Here is a 16,542-nt window from a genome sequence, read left to right as displayed (position 1 = left end):
CCGCAGGTGAACCGAGAGGACTTCAAGCCGTGACTGTTGCGCCGTTCAAGGGTCGTATCGCCCGTTTCGACGAGCCCGGCAAACCGTTCGAGATCGAGACGGTCACCCTGCCCGACATCAACCCCGGCGAGATCCTCATCAAGGTGACCCGGACCAACATCTGCGGCTCGGACGTGCACGCCTGGCACGGCACCTTCGCCACCCGCGGTCTCGGCGGGCAGCTGCCCACCGTGCTGGGCCACGAAATGGTAGGGGTCATCGCAGCTTTGGGTGACGGGGTGACGGCCGACTCCAACGGCAAACCGCTGGCCGACGGGACCCGGGTGGTGTTCCCCTACTTCTTCTGCTGCCACACCTGCCGCAACTGCCTGGCCGGGCGTCGCAACGCCTGCCTGAACCTGAAAATGGCCATGCTGGGCCGCGCCGACGAGCCGCCCTTCTTTGTCGGCGGATACGGTGACTATTTCGTGCTGCCTGCCGGCGCCGTGGTCTACACCGTCCCCGACTCGGTGTCCGATGATATTGCCGCGGGCGCCAACTGCGCACTGTCGCAGGTGATGTACGGCCTGGAGCGGGTCGACCAGCGGCTCGGTGAATACGTCGTGGTGCAGGGTGCCGGCGCCCTCGGGTTGTACGCGGTGGCGGTGGCCAAGGCACGCGGCGCGGCGATGGTCATCGCAGTCGACGGGGTGCCTGAGCGCCTGGAGTTGGCCACGGCGTTCGGCGCTGATGCCGTCATCGACATCACCGAGGTGACCACCGAGAAGGAGCGCGCCAAGATCGTCCGCACGCTCACCGACGGGCAGGGCGCCGACGTGGTGGTCGAGGTGGTCGGGCATCCATCGGCCATCGACGAGGGTCTCAAACTGCTGGGACAGTTCGGCCGGTACGTCGAGATCGGCAACATCAACATCGGCAAGACCTTCGAGTTCGACCCGTCGCGGTTCGTGTTCGCCAACAAGACGATGGTCGGGGTGTCGCTGTATGACCCGGCGGTACTATCCCGCGCGCTGGACTTCCTGGCCGCCTACCAGGACACGCTGCCCTTCGAACGGCTGGCGGCGGCCTGCTACTCCCTCGACGACATCAACGATGCGTTCGCCGCGGCCGAGGACAAGCGTGACGTCCGCGCCAGCATCGTGCCCTGAAAAGCCAGCTGCCCAGACATCGAATACCAGAGAGCGCCAGATGAGCAACCACAGCTACGACCGCACCGAGCTCTACATCGACGGTGAATGGGTCTCCCCTACCGGCACCGACACCATCGAGGTCATCAACCCGGCCACCGAGCAGGTGCTCGGCGTGGTGCCCAGCGGATCGGACACCGATGTCGATGCCGCCGTCGCCGCCGCCCGCAAGGCCTTCGACCCGAACATCGGCGTCACCGAGCGCCGCGAACGCCTCGACGCGGTGATCGCCTCCATGGAGAAGCGACTGTCCGACATCGCCGAGACCATCACCGCCGAGATGGGCGCACCGATCCGCATCGCGCAGTCCGTGCAGACCCAGGTGCCGCTGGCGGTGGCCCGCGGATTCGCAGACGCCCTGGCCTCTTTCGAGTTCGAGGAGCGCATCGGCAACTCGCTGGTGATCCGCGAGCCCTATGGTGTGGTCGCGGCCATCACCCCGTGGAACTATCCGCTGTACCAGGTGGTGGCCAAGGTCATCCCGGCCATTGCGGCGGGGTGCACGGTGGTGCTCAAGCCCAGCAACGAAGCCCCGCTGTCGGTGTTCGAGTTCGTCGAATCGCTGCACGACGCCGGCCTGCCCCCGGGTGTGGTGAACCTGGTGTCCGGTCCCGGCCGGGTCATCGGTGAACTGCTGTCCGAGCACCCGGATGTCGACTTCGTCTCGTTCACCGGTTCCACCGGTGTCGGCAGCCGGGTCGGCGAACTGGCCGGCAGAACCATCAAGAAGGTCGCCCTGGAACTGGGCGGCAAGTCCGCCAACGTCGTCCTCGACGGCGCCGACCTGACGACCGCGGTGAAGGTCGGCGTCGGTAACGCGTTCCTCAACGGCGGCCAGACCTGCATGGCCTGGACTCGCATGCTGGTCCCGCAGACGCGCTACGCCGAGGCGCTCGACATCATCGAGGCGGCCGTCGCCAAGTACACGGTGGGCGACCCGACCGACCCGGGCACCCGGCTGGGCCCGTCGGCCTCAGCGTCGCAGCAACAGACCGTCCTCGGCTTCATCGAACGCGCATCCGGCGAAGGTGCCCGACTGCTGACCGGTGGCGCGCAGAAGATCCGCGACGTGGGTTACTACGTGGCGCCGACGGTGTTCGCCGATGTCGACCCGAACTCCGAACTGGGCCAGGAGGAAGTGTTCGGCCCGGTACTGGCGGTCATCCCGTTCCGCGACACCGACGAGGCGCTGGAGATCGCCAACGGCACGCCCTACGGGCTGTCCGGCGCCGTCTGGGCCGCCGATGACGACACCGCGGTGGCGTTCGCCCGGCAGGTGCAGACCGGCCAGCTGGACATCAACGGCGGCAGGTACAACCCGGCCGCACCGTTCGGCGGCTACAAGAAGTCCGGTATCGGCCGTGAACTCGGCCGGATCGGGTTCGAGGAGTTCCTGCAGATCAAGTCACTGCAGCTGCCGTGAACCCGTCCCACCCAGAGCCTGGAGACCCCTCATGTCGGTGACCATCGAGCCACTCCGTATCACCACCACCGGGTCGGTGCAGACCTGGACCATCAACCGTCCCGAGCAGGGCAACGCGATCACCGGCAAGGACGTCATCGCGGCGTTCGAAGCCGCGGCCGAACAGGCCAATGCCGACACCGGACTGCGGGCCGTCATCCTCACCGCGGAGGGCAAGATCTTCTCCGCAGGCGGCAACGTCAAGGAGATGGCCGACGGCCAGGGCATGTTCGGCCTCACGCCGATCGAGCAGCGGTACGCCTACGTCGACGGCATCCAGCGCATCCCGCGCGCACTCGATCGGCTCGAGGTCCCGTTGATCGCCGCCGTCAACGGTGCAGCCATCGGCGCGGGCTGCGATCTGGCCATGATGTGCGATATCCGGATCGCCTCCGAACGCGCCTCGTTCGCCGAGAGTTTCGTGCAACTGGGCCTGATCCCCGGCGATGGCGGCAGCTGGTTCCTGCAGCGCGCCATCGGTTACGAGCGGGCCGCCGAAATGACCTTCACCGGTGACCGCATCGACGCCGGCACGGCGCTGGACTGGCGCCTGGTGAGTCGTGTTGTCCCCCACGATGATCTGCTGACCGCGGCCAACGAGCTCGCCGACCGCATCGCCAAGAATCCGCCGCATTCGCTGCGGATGGCCAAGCGGCTGCTGCAGGAATCCCGCACCGGCTTGCTGGAGTCCACGTTGGCAATGGCCGCTGCCATGCAGCCGTTGGCGCACGCCGACACCGAACACCACCAGCGCATCGAGAAGTGGCGGAGCGCCTGATGGCCCGATCACGGCTCGTACCACCGGCGAGCACCGACCTCGCCGACACCGCGGCGTTGCGTGTCGAGGTCCGTGACTTCCTGGCCGAGCAGTTGGCCGCCGGGACCTTTGTCCCATCGGTCGACGCCTGGCTGTGCGCTTGGGATGAGGCGTTCACCACGGCGCTGGCCGCCCATGGCTACCTGGGCATGACGGCCCCCGAAGAGTATGGCGGCCATGGCCGTTCGCATATCGAACGGTTCGTCGTCACTGAGGAGCTGCTGGCCGCCGGCGCCCCGGTGGCCGCGCACTGGATCGCCGACCGCCAGATCGTGCCTGCACTGCTCAAGAACGGCACCGAGGCCCAGAAGCGGGAGTTCATACCCAAGATCACCGCGGGCGAGTGCTTCTTCGGCATCGGGATGAGCGAACCGGACTCGGGATCCGACCTCGCCAGCGTCCGCACCAAGGCCACCCCCGTCGACGGCGGCTGGTCACTGTCGGGCACCAAGGTGTGGACCTCGGGCGCCCATCGCGGACACGCCTTCATCGTGCTGGCCCGCACCGCCCCCGTCGACCCCGCCCACCGGCACGCCGGGCTGAGCCAGTTCATCGTCCGCTTCGACGGACCCGGCGTGCAGGTGCGCCCCATCGTGTCGATGAACGGTGGCCACCACTTCAACGAGGTGATTCTCGACGAGGCGTTCGTCACCGAGGACATGGTGTTCGGTGAGATCGGCGACGGATGGCGACAGGTCACCTCGGAGCTGGCCTTCGAGCGCAGCGGACCCGAACGGGTGCTGTCCACCTTCCCTGCGCTTCGCGCGATCGCCGAAAGCATGTCGCAGCAGCAGATCTCACCCGACGCGGAACTGGGTCGGCTGGTGGCCCGAGTGGCCGGTCTGCATCAGATGTCGACCGCGGTGGCCGGGGCGTTGGAACGTCACGAACCCGCCGACGTGCCCGCCGCAGTGGTCAAGTTGCTGGGCACCTCCACCGAAGGGGACATCGCCGATTTCGCCGATCTGCGCGTCGGCGACGACACGGACGTCGACCCGCGGTTGCGTGAATTGGTCGCCGTCGCAGTCGATCAGCGACCAGGCTTCACCCTGCGCGGCGGCACGACCGAGGTACTGCGCGGTGTGATCGCGCGGGGATTGGGGATGCGATGACGATCTCGGAAACCGGCTACGAGGTCAACAGCGTGGCTACCGCCGTGGACCCCGATCTGATCGAGATGATGGATGCGGTGTTCGGGGCGCACCGCAAGGGCCAGGAAGCCACCGGCACGGTGGGCCATGACACCGAATTATGGTCCACACTGCATGAATTGGGACTGGTGCGGCTTACCGGGTCGGCCGAGCACGGCGGCAGCGGCGCGGGTTGGGCGGAGGGCGCCGAGCTGCTGGCCGCGGCCACCCGCCACGGGGTGCGCGTCCCGCTCGCCGAACACGATCTACTGGCCTGCTGGCTGCTCGAGGCGGCCGGGCTGCCCGCCGATGACACGTTGCGTACGGTGTGCGTGCTCGACGCTGCGGGCACCGCCACCGGAGTGCCGTGGGCGCAGGCCGCCGGCCGTATCGTCGTCGTTTTTCCCGACTCCGACGGTGTCGGGCACCGCATGGCCGATGTCGACGCCTCGACGCTGACCATCACCGCCGGGACCAACATGATCGGTGAACCGCGCGACACCGTCACCGCCGATGTGGCGGTGCTGAAATCCGACAGCCGCGCCATCGACGACGCGCTGGTCGCGCAGTTGCGGTTGAAATCGGCTCTGGTGCGCGCGATTCAGGTCTGCGCCGCGCTGGACACCGCACTCGGGCTCACCATCGAGCACACCTCCTCACGGGTGCAGTTCGGGCGGTCGCTGTCGAAGTTCCAGGCGATCCAGCACATGGTCGCCGACATCGCCGCCGAGGCGGCGTTGGCGCGGGCGGCCACCGAGGCCGCCCTGAACGTCGCGATCACCAGCGACTGGACGGCCGCCAATCTCGGATTCCTGGTGGCGGTCGCGCGGTCGTGCGCCGGGCACGCCGCATCGGTGGTGGTGCGCAACGCCCACCAGGCGCACGGCGCCATCGGCACCACCATCGAGCACCGGCTGCACGAATACACCAGGGCCGCCCTGGCGTGGCGCTCGGAGTACGGCCCGGTCACACACTGGGACGAGGCGGTGACCAAGGCCGCCGTGGCCGCCGGCGCCGCCGGGCTGTGGCTGCTGATCGCTGACGAGCCGGGACTGTCCGATGTTCCACTGACCGGTCATGACCGTGTCGGCGGTCACCCGACAACGGTTGACTCGACGGCATGACCACCCAGATCACGCTGCCGGACGTTCAAGAGTTCATCGCCAGTTTCTGGTACCACTACGATCAGGGCCAGTTCGATGTGCTCGCCACCTTCATCGCCGACGATATGCAGTATCTGAGCCGGTCCGATTCCGGGCAGTGCCCGTTCGAGGAGCTGCTGGCCGCCGAACTCAACGGCGGCACCGAGGTGCTCGCGTGGCTGACCCAGCACCGCGACGAGAACCCCTACCCGCTGCGGCACCATGCCACCAACATCTTCCGCACCGGCACCGACGGCGAGGCCACCCTGGTCCGCTTCTACCTCTACGTCAACCAGGTCACCAACAACGTGCCCTTCGACGTCTCCTCGGGTGTCGTGGATGTCGCCATTCGCCGTGCCGAGAACGGGCTGGTGCTCAGCTCGATGACGGTCGTGCTCGATGCCGAGGATTCCATCCCGTTCGCCGAGCACCGGGCCATGCTCGCCGCGACGAACGCCTGATCGTGGGTGCTGCTGACGCACGCGAAACCTTCGGCGGCGGCGTCGCCGTCATCACCGGGGCCGGCGCCGGTATCGGCGCCGGCCTGGCCCGGCACGCCCACCGCATCGGCATGACCGTCGTGCTGGTGGACGTAGACGAGCCCGCGGCCACCACGCTGCGCGACGAATTGGTCGCCGACGGCGGTGCGGCGCACGTCATCGTGTGCGATGTGCGCGACGCCGAGGCGTTGGTCGAGCTGGCCGAGCAGGTTTACCGCGATATCGGTCCGGTGCGGCTGCTGGTGAACAACGCCGGCGTCGAACAATTCGGTTACCTGTGGGACACCCCGGTCTCCAACTGGAACCGGGTGATGGACATCAACGTCAGTGGGGTGTTCCACGGTGTGCGGGCCTTCCTGCCCAAGATGATCGCCGCCGCCTCCCCCGCGTGGGTGTGGAACCTGTCCTCCATCGGCGGGGTCGCCGCCGTGCCGTTGCAGGCGCCCTACATCGTGAGCAAGCACGCGGTGCTGGCGCTCACCGAGTGCCTGCGCCTCGAGGTCGAGTTGGCCGGGCACAGCGAATTCATCCGCGTGCAGGCCGTGCTGCCGGGCGCGGTGAAGTCGAACATCTTCGAAGCCGCCGGCGGGGTGGACGCCGCCGCGGCGGGCACCGCGGTCGAGGCGGCCGAGTCCCAGCGCGCGGCGATGCTCGACATCAAAGCTGCCGCAATGGATCCCGACGAGGCGGCTGCGGTGGTGTTCGACCAGTCGGCGCAGGACGCGTTCTATCTGCTGACCCAGCCGGAATACGTCGGTTCGGCGATGGCCGAGCGCGCCAACACCTTGACCACCCTGGCCGCACCGAAGCTGCGCACCACGCAACGCTTCGATCCGGCCCAGCACTGAGACGGCGTCCGATGCCCACCCCATACCGACCCACGCTCGATCCCGACGCCGCGGCCCGGGTCGCGGCGTTCGGACCGCCGACGCCGATCAGGGAGCGCGGACTGCAGGCGGTCCGCGATTCCCTGGAATCGGCGCCGCCGCCGGCGGATATGCCGGCGATGGCCGACATCTCCGATGCCGAGGTAGCCGGACCGGGCGGTCCGATCCCGGTGCGGATCTACCGCCCGCTCGCCGCCGATGACCCGCAGCCGGTGATCGTTCATCTGCACGGCGGCGGCCTGGTGATGGGGTCGAATCGTTCGTTCGAGCCGATGGCTCGGGCGTTGGCCGCGGCCAGCGGGGCCGTCGTCGTGGCCGTCGACTACCGGCTGGCACCGGAGAACCCCCCGCCCGCCCAGTTCGAGGACGCCTTGTCGGCAACGAATTGGGTTGCCGCCGAGTCAGGTTCATTGGGGATTGATCACAACAGGATCGTCGTGTGCGGCGACAGCGCCGGCGGCGGTGTCGCCGCGGCGGTGGCACTGGCGGTGCGCGACGACGGCGGACCGCGGCTGTTCGCCCAGGTGTTGCTGTATCCGGGCGTGGACCGCGATATGGCGGCGCCGTCGGTGGTGGGCAACCACGATGCGCCCATGCTTGTACACGACGACATCGTCTTTCTGCACGAGCTCGCCGATATCGGCGCCGGGTCGCCGCACGATATTCGGCGGGTGCCTGCCTACGCGGCCGATCTCACCGGTTTGCCGCAGGCGATCGTGGTCACCGCCGAACTCGATCCCATCTACGACTGGGGTGAGCGCTACGCCGCGCGGCTGCGCGACGCCGGGGTGCAGACCACCGTCACCCGTTATCCGGGCATTTACCACGGCTTCCTGATGCGATCGGAGGCCACTGCCCGCGGTCGTTTGGCGATGGCCGAGACCGGTGCGCTGTTGCGCGCGAAGTTCGCCAATCCGCTGCCTTTCTCCTTGCGGCGAAGCGGAGAACCGGGGTGAGCAACGTCCCGATGGTCGGACATTGAGGGTTCGAACATCGCTGATGTCTCCCACAATTGGTTACCACAGCGGCGTTCATTTCGCCGGATCTATCAAGAAGGAGTGCCTGTGATGCTCACCGACGAGCGGCGGATGGAGCTGTCCGACATCCTGCGGCCCGCATCGCCGCCCCGCGAGGTCGACAATGTGTACACCGACGACCAGCGGGATCGACTGCTAAATGTGGTCCGCCAGAACGCACCGTGGAATCTGATCATCGCGCAGCACTTCTCGTCCCCCGAGGAGCTGATCGCCACGATGAGCGGCAAGTTCCCCGAGGGCGTCACCCCGACATTGGATCTGTTCCTCACCCCCACCTTCCGCGGCTTCCTGGCCAATTACGGCACGGTGCTCTACCCGGAGCTGCACGACTGCTTCTACAACGCCCATTTTCTGGAGCAGGCCAAGTCGTACTGGGGTGCGGAGTACGCCAAGCCGCAGATGATGCTGTTCAACATCAACGGCCCCTGCGCCAACCGCGATCCGGGTCATTTGGACTCCCCCAGCTTCCGCGGGGTGCGGTACGAGAACGCGCCGACCTGGCTCGTCAGCGTGATGGGCAAGTCCGGCCTGTTCCAGGACTACCTGATCAAGATGGCGCAAGTCATCACCTGGTTCTCACACGACCCCGGAAGCGGCTTCACCTACTGGCCCGAAGGACCGCTCAAGGAGCCTCGTCGGATTGTGCCCCCGGTCTATAACCGCGGCGTGGTGGTGCAGAACGAGATGCTGATGCACCGTGGGGAGGCCAACGGTCCGCTGGATCAGCAGGTTCCGGCCGGTCTGGATTTCCATACGGTGTTTGCCGGTGACCCGGACTCCACGGACCATTGGGTGCTGCGCACCGACGAGAAGGTGATCGCCCGGCATCACACCGACGACCTGCGTTTCCTGGTGCACTGGTCGGCCGAGGTGTTCGAAGACTACGACGAGCTCAAGAAGAACATGGACCACTCCGATGACCTGACCATCGACAAGGCCATCGACATGATGGTCGACGATCTGGGCAAGAAGGGCATCAAGCTCGACATCCCGAGCGCTCCCCTGCACGACGCCGCCTTCATCGGCGCGCTGAACGCCGGTTATGACCTCGGTGGCCCGGCTATTTACCCGGAAGAAGCTCCGCTGAGCGCATTTCAGCTCAGCTGAGCTCCTGCTAGACATTTCGGCGCCGGTTCCGCACGGAACCGGCGCCGTAGTGTTCGGAGAATGGCAGTCGCAGGGGTACGGAGTGCAACTGGATCAATTGATGTATTCAGATCGTGGTGGCCAGAAGCGGATTCGCGACCAGCTTCGAAGGCAAGGTCCCCGACATCATCGGCGTGGCGGCCTCCGATCAGCTATGGCCCCCGGGACGGGACGCGGCACGGGTTGTCCTGCGTGCAGAAAGACTGGCACGGCGCGGCAGCACCCTCAAGCGTGAAGTTTCAGTGTAAATGGCACCCATGTCGGTTCATCACGCCGAGCTTCTGGCGTAATCAGCCCTCGTCGAGCACCGGTAGCTCGCCGCGATGCACCGCGGACTCGATCGCGTCGCGCAGGTCCGGGCATACCTGCATAAAGGCCGGCTGGGCGCCGGTCGACCCGGCGGCGTCGATGGCCTCGCGCCGCCGCGTGCACTGCTGCTGCGATGCCGCGTTCCACTGGACGCTGGTCTGCTCCCAGCTGCTCTTACGGACCGACACGCCGGCCCCGCATTCCTGGCAGAGCACCGGCTGCATCGGCGCCTCGCGCAGCCGGTTGTCCGGCCGGACACTCACTTGGTGATACCCACCAACCTGGGCAGCCGGTTGGCGGCCAGATTTTCCTCCACCTCTTTCATCCACGCCTCGCGCGGGCGGGTGGTGTCGATCTCGAACTCGAAGCGATCGACCATATCCGGAGTGATATCGGAGATATCGACGTAGAACTGCTCGTACCACCGTCGCAGCTGGTAGACGGGGCCGTCTTCTTCGCACAGCAAGGGGTTGTCGATGCGGGCCTTGCGCCGCCAGATGTGAACATCCTGCTCGAAGCCCATCTTGACGAAATCACCCAGTGCCACGGCCATTTGGGTAGCCACCTCGTCGGACACCGATTCGGATTTCTCTACGGTGATTCCGTACTGCAGCACGAAGGAATTCTCGTCGATCGGGTAGTGGCAATTGAGCAATACCGTCCGCTGATCACCGTGCTCATAGTGGTAGGTCAGGTCGTCGATCATGAATGACGGTCCATGATAGGAAGCGACGGAGGTGGTTCCGAGAATCTTGGCGCCCTCCCCTGACCCCAGGTCGGGCCTGCCGACACTCTCGTAGTATTGCGTGGCGGTGTGGCCTTCGAAGATGTTCTTGAATCCGGTGGGCAGGCCGCCGTGGATGTAGAAGAAGTGGGCCATATCGACGATGTTGTCGATGATCTCGCGGCAGTTGGTATCGACAATGGTTGTGTACCAATGCCAGTCGGTCCAATTCTCGCTGCCGACCCCCTCGATCGAGGGGATGGTGACATCAGCGGGCGGCGCCTTCTTCTCCGGGTCATTCCACAGGAAGAGCATGCCGTCCTGCTCCATGGTCGGCCACGCCGCCGTGCGCGCCAACTTGGGCACACGCTTGCTGTACGGAATCTGTTTGCAGCGGCCGTCGCCACCCCACCGCCAGTCGTGGAACGGGCAGGCGATCTCGTTGCCCTTGACCTCCCCGTCGGACAGATCACCGCCCATGTGCCGGCAGTACGCGTCCAGGACGTTGATGTTGCCGTCCTCACCGCGGAACACGACGAGCTTGGTACCGAAGGCGCTGATGGAGTGCGGTTTACCGTCGCCGAGATCACGGGTCAGACCCAGGCAGTGCCAACCACGGGCGAACCTGGTGGGGGCTGCCTGCGCCTCGATCTGACGAACGTCTCCGGCACCGTCGGGCTGCAACGATGTCATTTCCGACCATCCTCGATGTTCGTTGTTTGCGTGGATGTTTCCGTTGTAGCACCGGCACTCTCATCGAACCCCTCGACTGTTCCACTGACCGGGCATCGGTGAGGCGGAGCGGGGTGGTCCGGCCCAGAATCGACCCGTGACCGATCAGAACAACATCACCGTCGATCTGCTCGTCGTGGGCTCCGGGACCGGAATGGCCGCGGCGTTGGCGGCCCACGAGTTGGGGTTGTCGACGCTGATCGTGGAGAAGACCGCCTACGTCGGCGGGTCGACGGCCCGCTCCGGCGGCGCCTTCTGGCTGCCCGGCAGCTCCATCCTCTCCGACGCCGGCTCCGCGGACACCCCCGATAAGGCGCGCACCTACGTGGAGGCGCTGGTCGGAGACGACGCCTCGCCCGAGCGTGCCCGCACCTTCGTCGACCAGATCCCGGTGACGATCGACATGCTGCGCCGCACCACGCCGATGAAATTCATGTGGGCCAAGGGATATTCGGACTACCACCCGGAGGCGCCGGGCGGCAGCGCCGTGGGACGCACCTGTGAGTGCCGTCCGTTCGACACCGCGGTCCTGGGCCCCGAACTGGCCCGGCTTCGTCCCGGCGTGATGAAGTCGTCATTCCCGATGCCGGTCACCGGCGCCGACTACCGTTGGTTGAACCTGATGGTGCGGACGCCGCGCAAGTCGTGGCCGCGCATCATGCTGCGCGCCGCCCAGGGCATCGGCGGGCTGGCCCTGCGCCGGCGCTATGCCGCAGGTGGTCAGGCGCTGGCGGCCGGGATGTTCGCCGGCGTGCTGCAGGCCGGAATTCCGGTGTGGACGGACTCACCGGTGACCGAGCTGATCACCGATGGTCAGCGGGTGACCGGCGCGCTGGTGCAGCGCGAGGGTACCGCCGTGACCGTGACCGCGCGACGCGGGGTTGTGCTGGCCTCCGGCGGTTTCGACCACCAGATGAGCTGGCGGCACAAGTTCCAGTCCGAGCGTCTCGGCGAGCACCTCAGCTTGGGCGCCGAGGGCAACACCGGCGACGGCATCCGGCTGGCCCAGGACCTCGGTGCGGGGATCGGACTGATGGATCAGGCATGGTGGTTCCCCGCCTTCGCGCCGCTACCCGGCGGCGAGCCCACCGTGATGCTGGCCGAGCGGTCGCTGCCCGGCTGCCTGCTGGTCGACCAGAACGGTGAGCGGTTCATCAACGAGGCCACCGACTACATGTCCTTCGGCCAGCAGCTGCTGCGGCGGGAGCAGGCCGGCAACCCGGTCGAGACCATGTGGATGATCTTCGACCAGCGTTACCGCAACAGCTATCTGATGGCCGCCGAACTGTTTCCCCGGATGCCGATCCCGCACAGCTGGTACGACGCCGGAATCGCGCACCGCGGTGCGGATCTGGAGACGCTGGCCCGTCAGATCGGCTTCGATGCCGGCACCTTCGTCGCAACAATGGACCGTTTCAACGGTCACGCCGATGCCGGCGTGGACGCCGACTTCCAACGCGGCGCCAGCGCCTACGACCGCTACTACGGGGATCCGACGATCATGCCCAACCCGAATCTGCGCCCCCTGGACTCCGGCCCCTTCTACGCCGTCAAGGTCGTACTCAGCGACCTGGGTACGTGTGGCGGCGTGCAGACCGACGCCACCGGCCGGGTGCTGGGTGAGGACGGGTCGGCCATCGAGGGCCTGTACGCGATCGGGAATGCGGCGGCCAATACGTTCGGCAAGACCTACCCGGGCGCGGGCGCGACCATCGCGCAGGGCCTGGTGTACGGATACATAGCTGCGCGGCACGCCGCCCGAGGGTCCTGAGTCGGCCGGATCAGCCCTGGGAGCCGCCGTCGGAAGTGCCATCGGCATCTTCGGCGGCGATTCGTCGTTCGACCTCGTACCAGTACTCGCGCACCGGAAACTGGACGCCCTCTGGACCGTTTTCGCCGAACTTCTCCTCCACGGCATCCAGATCCTTGATCATCTGCAGCGCCAGCTCGCGTTCGGCCGCGTAGTACTGCTCGGACCACTTCAACGCCAGGGCCGCATACGCCCACGCCGGTTGCTCACTGGTCCAGCGCACCTCGGTTGCGGCGGCCTGCTGCAGTTGCTCGGCGTACGCCGCATGGTCGGTGAGAACATCGCGAAGCCGGCCAGGCTTGAGCAAGTGTCCCAGCATCACCCGCAGCATCGGATTGTGCTTCAGGCTGGGTGGCTCGACCGGTTCGTCGTTGATCCAGCGGCTCACGGCGGCCTGGCCGTCATCGGTGATCTTGTACATCCGGCGACTCCGAACTCCGGCATCGACTCGTGAACTCACCAGACCCAGCCGCTCCAACCGCTTGAGTTCGGAGTAGATCTGACTGTAGGCAGGGCTGGAGTAGAAAAAGCGGATCGCCCAGTTGATCCATTTCTTGATGTCGTAGCCCGACAGCTCATCGCCGCTCGTCAGCAGACCCAACAGGGCCCACCCGGTGGGTGACACATTCAACCCATCGGGCTCACCTGAGGCGTGTTCCGTCACCAGCCAAGGCTAGCAATGTGACCAGCCCGAAAGCCTGTTACTACCGCTCACCGGGAACACGCGTTGCGTCTGTCCACACCAGCCGTGGAAGGTGGCACTCGACGTAGAGGTCAGTGTGAACAGCATGGGAGACGTATGACCGGACAACCCGGTGGCCACGTGATCACACCCGCGGGTCCGGAGATGCGCCGCGTGCTGGGTCATTTCTGTACCGGTATCGCCGTCATCACCGCGCACGACGGCGACCGCCCCATCGGCTTCACCTGCCAGTCGGTCACCTCGGTGTCGCTGGATCCGCCCTACATCTCGTTCTGCCCATCGAGTACCTCGACGAGTTGGCCGCTGATCCGCGATGTCGGCAGAATGTGCGTCAACATCCTGGCCGCCGAACAGCGCGACGTCTGCGCGCAGTTCGCTACCCGCGGCGACCACAAGTTCGCCGGTATCGCCTGGAATCCCGGCGCCAACGGTGCACCCGCCCTGGACGGCACGCTGGCCTCGGTGGAGGCCGATATCGAGTGCGAGCATCCCGCAGGTGATCACACCATCGTCGTCGCCCGGGTCACCGGACTGTGGGCGCATGAGGAACGACGTCCGTTGCTGTTCTACCGTGGCGGTTACGGAGCTTTCGAGGGAGCCGCGCATGCCTGAGTTCGGTACCGAGTTCGATGTCATCGTCGCTGGGTCCGGTGGCGGTATCGCGGGCGCGTATACCGCCGCACGCGAAGGACTTTCGGTGTTGCTGGTGGAAGCGACCGATATGTTCGGCGGGACCACCGCCTACTCCGGCGGTGGTGGTGTGTGGTACCCGTGCAACCCGGTCATCCAGCGTGCGGGTGCCGACGACACCCTGGACAAGGCGCTGACCTATTTCCACGCCGTCGTCGGCGATCGCACACCGCGTGAGCTACAGGAAGCCTATGTCCGCGGCGGCGCCAAGCTGATCGAATATCTGGAACAGGATTCGGCGTTCGAGTTCACGGTGCTGCCGTGGCCGGACTACTACGGTGCGGCGCCCGAGGCCCGCAATGACGGCTACCGGCACACCATCCCGATGCCGGTGTCCGATACCGCCCTCGGCCAGTACGCCGGGCTGGTTCGCGGGCCGCTGGACACCGAGCGCCTCGGCGCCGAAGCACCCGACCTGTTGGTCGGCGGGCGCGCCCTGATCGGCCGGTTCCTTGCCGCACTCGACAAGCTGCCCAACGTCACCTGCTGGCGCAACGCGCCGTTGGTGGACCTGATCTTCGAGGACGGGCGCGTCGTCGGCGCGGTCGTCGAGCACGACGGCGCGACGGTGCGGGTCGGGACGCGGCGCGGGGTGCTGCTGGCCAGCGGCGGTTTCGAACAGAACGCGGCCATGCGTGCGGAGTACGGCGTGCCGGGCAGCGCAACCGACACCATGGGCGGGCCGGGCAGCACCGGAGGTGCGCACCGCGCCGCGATCGCCGCGGGCGCCGATGTCGATCTGATGGACCAGGCCTGGTGGTCGCCCGGGATGACGCATCCCGACGGACGCTCGGCGTTCGCACTGTGGTTCACCGGTGGCATCTTCGTCAACCAGCAGGGCCGCCGATTCGTCAACGAGTCAGCCCTCTATGACCGCATCGGCCGCGACATCATCCGCCAGATGCAGGACGGTTCCACCACATTGCCGTTCTGGATGGTCTACGACAACCGCGACGGCGAGGTGCCGCCGGTCAAGGCCACCAACGTGTCGATGGTCGAGCCCGAGAAGTACCGCGCGGCCGGCCTGTGGCACACCGCCGACACGCTGTCCGAGTTGGCCGAGGCGATCGGTGTGCCCGCCGACGAGCTGGAAGCGACCGTCGAGCGGTACAACAAATTGGCGGCGACGAAGGTCGACGACGACTTCGGCCGTGGCAGTGAAGCTTACGACCGCGCGTTCACCGGGGGCGAGTCGCCGATGGTGGCGATCGACACTCCGCCCTATCACGCGGCGGCGTTCGGGCTGTCGGATCTGGGCACCAAGGGCGGTCTGCGCACCGACACCCACGCACGCGTTCTCAGCGCCGACGGCGCGTCCATCCCGGGGTTGTACGCGGCGGGCAACACGATGGCGGCGGTGTCGGGCACCACCTACCCCGGCGGCGGCAACCCCATCGGCGCCTCCATGTTGTTCAGCCACCTAGCGGTATTGGACATGGCGGCCGCGGGCACCGTGGAATGAGCGAGCCCATCACCGCCGAGGAAGCCCGACGACTGGAGGACCTGTACGGCCCACTCACGAATTCGGTGCGAACGCTGATCGATAGTGCGATTCGCAGTCAGGCCGATGAGTCGGATGTGCTGCAGGCACACAGTCTGATCGATCAGGCGGTGCGCCTGCTGAGCTCACGGTTGGATCCCGAACCGTTCGGTGTGCGGTCCACCACCGAGGGCGGAATCCTGACGTGGGGCAATGTTGCGATGGGTGTGCGTAATGCGATCGCTTTTCCGCTGAACATCACGCATGACGAAAACGGCCGGGCCAGTGCGGATCTTCTTCTCGCATCGGCGTATGAAGGCCCTCCCGATCACGTGCACGGTGGGGTGTGTGCGCTCATCCTCGATCATGTGCTGGGGGCGACAGCGCACCGGCCAGGAAGGCCGGCTTTGACGGGCACGCTCAATCTCCGCTATGTGGCACCCACACCCCTCGGGAAGGTGCGGGCGGAGGCGTGGGTCGAGAGCGAGACCGAGTCGAAAACGATTGCGGTGGGCGAACTCCGAGACTCTCGAGGTGCCCTCACAGTGCAGGCCGAAGGCATATTCATCAGACCGAAAGCGAAGGTATGAAAGTCGACTCGTCAACCGAGCCCGCGTTCGAAGGGTGGTTCGCCACCGATGACGCCGGCGACACCCATCTCATCGGCGGCAAGTGCACCGAGTGTGCGACCTATGTGTTCCCGCCGCGAGAGACCAACTGCCCGAACCCGGCCTGTGACAGCGACACCCTCGCCCTGGTCCCACTGTCCCGGCGCGGCACGGTGTG

General features: G+C 66.6%; 17 protein-coding genes. 14 read left to right on the top strand and 3 right to left on the bottom strand.

Translation table 11 applies throughout. The annotated features are described in order from the left end of the window. Nucleotides 1-29: 29 nt before the first annotated feature. From BST17_RS26985 to BST17_RS26945, 9 genes are all read left to right on the top strand, one after another. Nucleotides 30-1,148, top strand: coding sequence for a zinc-binding dehydrogenase (locus tag BST17_RS26985; RefSeq protein WP_083062088.1), 1,119 nt, complete (start codon nucleotides 30-32; stop codon nucleotides 1,146-1,148). A 40-nt stretch (nucleotides 1,149-1,188) separates the two neighbouring features. After that, a complete protein-coding gene (locus tag BST17_RS26980; protein WP_083062087.1) occupies nucleotides 1,189-2,610 on the top strand; it encodes an aldehyde dehydrogenase family protein in 1,422 nt (473 codons plus the stop codon). A 31-nt stretch (nucleotides 2,611-2,641) separates the two neighbouring features. After that, nucleotides 2,642-3,427 carry a crotonase/enoyl-CoA hydratase family protein gene (locus BST17_RS26975; RefSeq protein WP_083062086.1) on the top strand — a complete coding sequence of 262 codons (786 nt, stop codon included), beginning with the start codon at nucleotides 2,642-2,644 and terminating at the stop codon, nucleotides 3,425-3,427. Continuing rightward, complete coding sequence (locus BST17_RS26970; RefSeq protein WP_083062102.1) at nucleotides 3,427-4,578, top strand: acyl-CoA dehydrogenase family protein; 1,152 nt, start codon at nucleotides 3,427-3,429, stop codon at nucleotides 4,576-4,578. The genes BST17_RS26975 and BST17_RS26970 overlap by 1 nt, the downstream gene beginning before the upstream one ends. Beyond that, on the top strand, nucleotides 4,575-5,720 hold the full coding sequence (locus BST17_RS26965; protein ID WP_407937773.1) for an acyl-CoA dehydrogenase family protein: 1,146 nt from the start codon (nucleotides 4,575-4,577) through the stop codon (nucleotides 5,718-5,720). The genes BST17_RS26970 and BST17_RS26965 overlap by 4 nt, the downstream gene beginning before the upstream one ends. Then, nucleotides 5,717-6,199 (top strand): polyketide cyclase, encoded by a 483-nt coding sequence (locus BST17_RS26960; protein ID WP_083062085.1) that lies wholly within the window; start codon nucleotides 5,717-5,719, stop codon nucleotides 6,197-6,199. Before BST17_RS26965 ends, BST17_RS26960 begins: the two co-directional genes overlap by 4 nt. A gap of 2 nt (nucleotides 6,200-6,201) precedes the next feature. Continuing rightward, entirely contained in the window at nucleotides 6,202-7,086 is an 885-nt protein-coding gene (locus BST17_RS26955; protein WP_083062084.1) for an SDR family NAD(P)-dependent oxidoreductase, read from the top strand. A gap of 11 nt (nucleotides 7,087-7,097) precedes the next feature. Beyond that, nucleotides 7,098-8,081 carry an alpha/beta hydrolase gene (locus BST17_RS26950; protein ID WP_083062083.1) on the top strand — a complete coding sequence of 328 codons (984 nt, stop codon included), beginning with the start codon at nucleotides 7,098-7,100 and terminating at the stop codon, nucleotides 8,079-8,081. 111 nt (nucleotides 8,082-8,192) lie between these two features. Beyond that, nucleotides 8,193-9,269 (top strand): hypothetical protein, encoded by a 1,077-nt coding sequence (locus BST17_RS26945; protein ID WP_083062082.1) that lies wholly within the window; start codon nucleotides 8,193-8,195, stop codon nucleotides 9,267-9,269. Nucleotides 9,270-9,598: 329 nt separating this feature from the next. Here BST17_RS26945 and BST17_RS26940 read toward each other — a convergent pair whose 3' ends face one another. Further along, a complete protein-coding gene (locus tag BST17_RS26940) occupies nucleotides 9,599-9,880 on the bottom strand; it encodes a hypothetical protein (RefSeq protein WP_083062081.1) in 282 nt (93 codons plus the stop codon). Beyond that, nucleotides 9,877-11,034, bottom strand: coding sequence for a 3-ketosteroid-9-alpha-monooxygenase, oxygenase component (locus BST17_RS26935; RefSeq protein ID WP_083062080.1), 1,158 nt, complete (start codon nucleotides 11,032-11,034; stop codon nucleotides 9,877-9,879). The genes BST17_RS26940 and BST17_RS26935 overlap by 4 nt, the downstream gene beginning before the upstream one ends. A 136-nt stretch (nucleotides 11,035-11,170) precedes the next feature. Between BST17_RS26935 and BST17_RS26930 the strand changes: the two genes are divergently transcribed. Next, a complete protein-coding gene (locus tag BST17_RS26930; RefSeq protein WP_083062079.1) occupies nucleotides 11,171-12,844 on the top strand; it encodes a 3-ketosteroid-delta-1-dehydrogenase in 1,674 nt (557 codons plus the stop codon). Nucleotides 12,845-12,854: 10 nt separating this feature from the next. On the opposite strand, the gene BST17_RS26925 is transcribed toward BST17_RS26930, so the two are convergent. Continuing rightward, on the bottom strand, nucleotides 12,855-13,487 hold the full coding sequence (locus BST17_RS26925) for a PadR family transcriptional regulator (RefSeq protein WP_234807851.1): 633 nt from the start codon (nucleotides 13,485-13,487) through the stop codon (nucleotides 12,855-12,857). Between the two features lie 195 nt (nucleotides 13,488-13,682). On the opposite strand from BST17_RS26925, the gene BST17_RS26920 reads away from it, so the two are divergent. From BST17_RS26920 to BST17_RS26905, 4 genes are all read left to right on the top strand, one after another. Then, complete coding sequence (locus BST17_RS26920) at nucleotides 13,683-14,198, top strand: flavin reductase family protein (protein WP_083062077.1); 516 nt, start codon at nucleotides 13,683-13,685, stop codon at nucleotides 14,196-14,198. Beyond that, on the top strand, nucleotides 14,191-15,738 hold the full coding sequence (locus BST17_RS26915) for an FAD-binding protein (protein WP_083062076.1): 1,548 nt from the start codon (nucleotides 14,191-14,193) through the stop codon (nucleotides 15,736-15,738). Before BST17_RS26920 ends, BST17_RS26915 begins: the two co-directional genes overlap by 8 nt. Beyond that, nucleotides 15,735-16,346 (top strand): PaaI family thioesterase, encoded by a 612-nt coding sequence (locus BST17_RS26910; RefSeq protein WP_083062075.1) that lies wholly within the window; start codon nucleotides 15,735-15,737, stop codon nucleotides 16,344-16,346. Before BST17_RS26915 ends, BST17_RS26910 begins: the two co-directional genes overlap by 4 nt. Then, nucleotides 16,343-16,542, top strand: a 200-nt coding sequence (locus BST17_RS26905) for a zinc ribbon domain-containing protein (protein WP_234807850.1), incomplete at its 3' end; no start/stop codon positions are given. The genes BST17_RS26910 and BST17_RS26905, both read left to right, overlap by 4 nt.

Origin of the sequence: Mycolicibacterium bacteremicum (assembly GCF_002086115.1) — a bacterium.
Taxonomy (GTDB): domain Bacteria; phylum Actinomycetota; class Actinomycetes; order Mycobacteriales; family Mycobacteriaceae; genus Mycobacterium; species Mycobacterium bacteremicum.
This window is presented reverse-complemented; position numbering and strand designations above follow the sequence as displayed.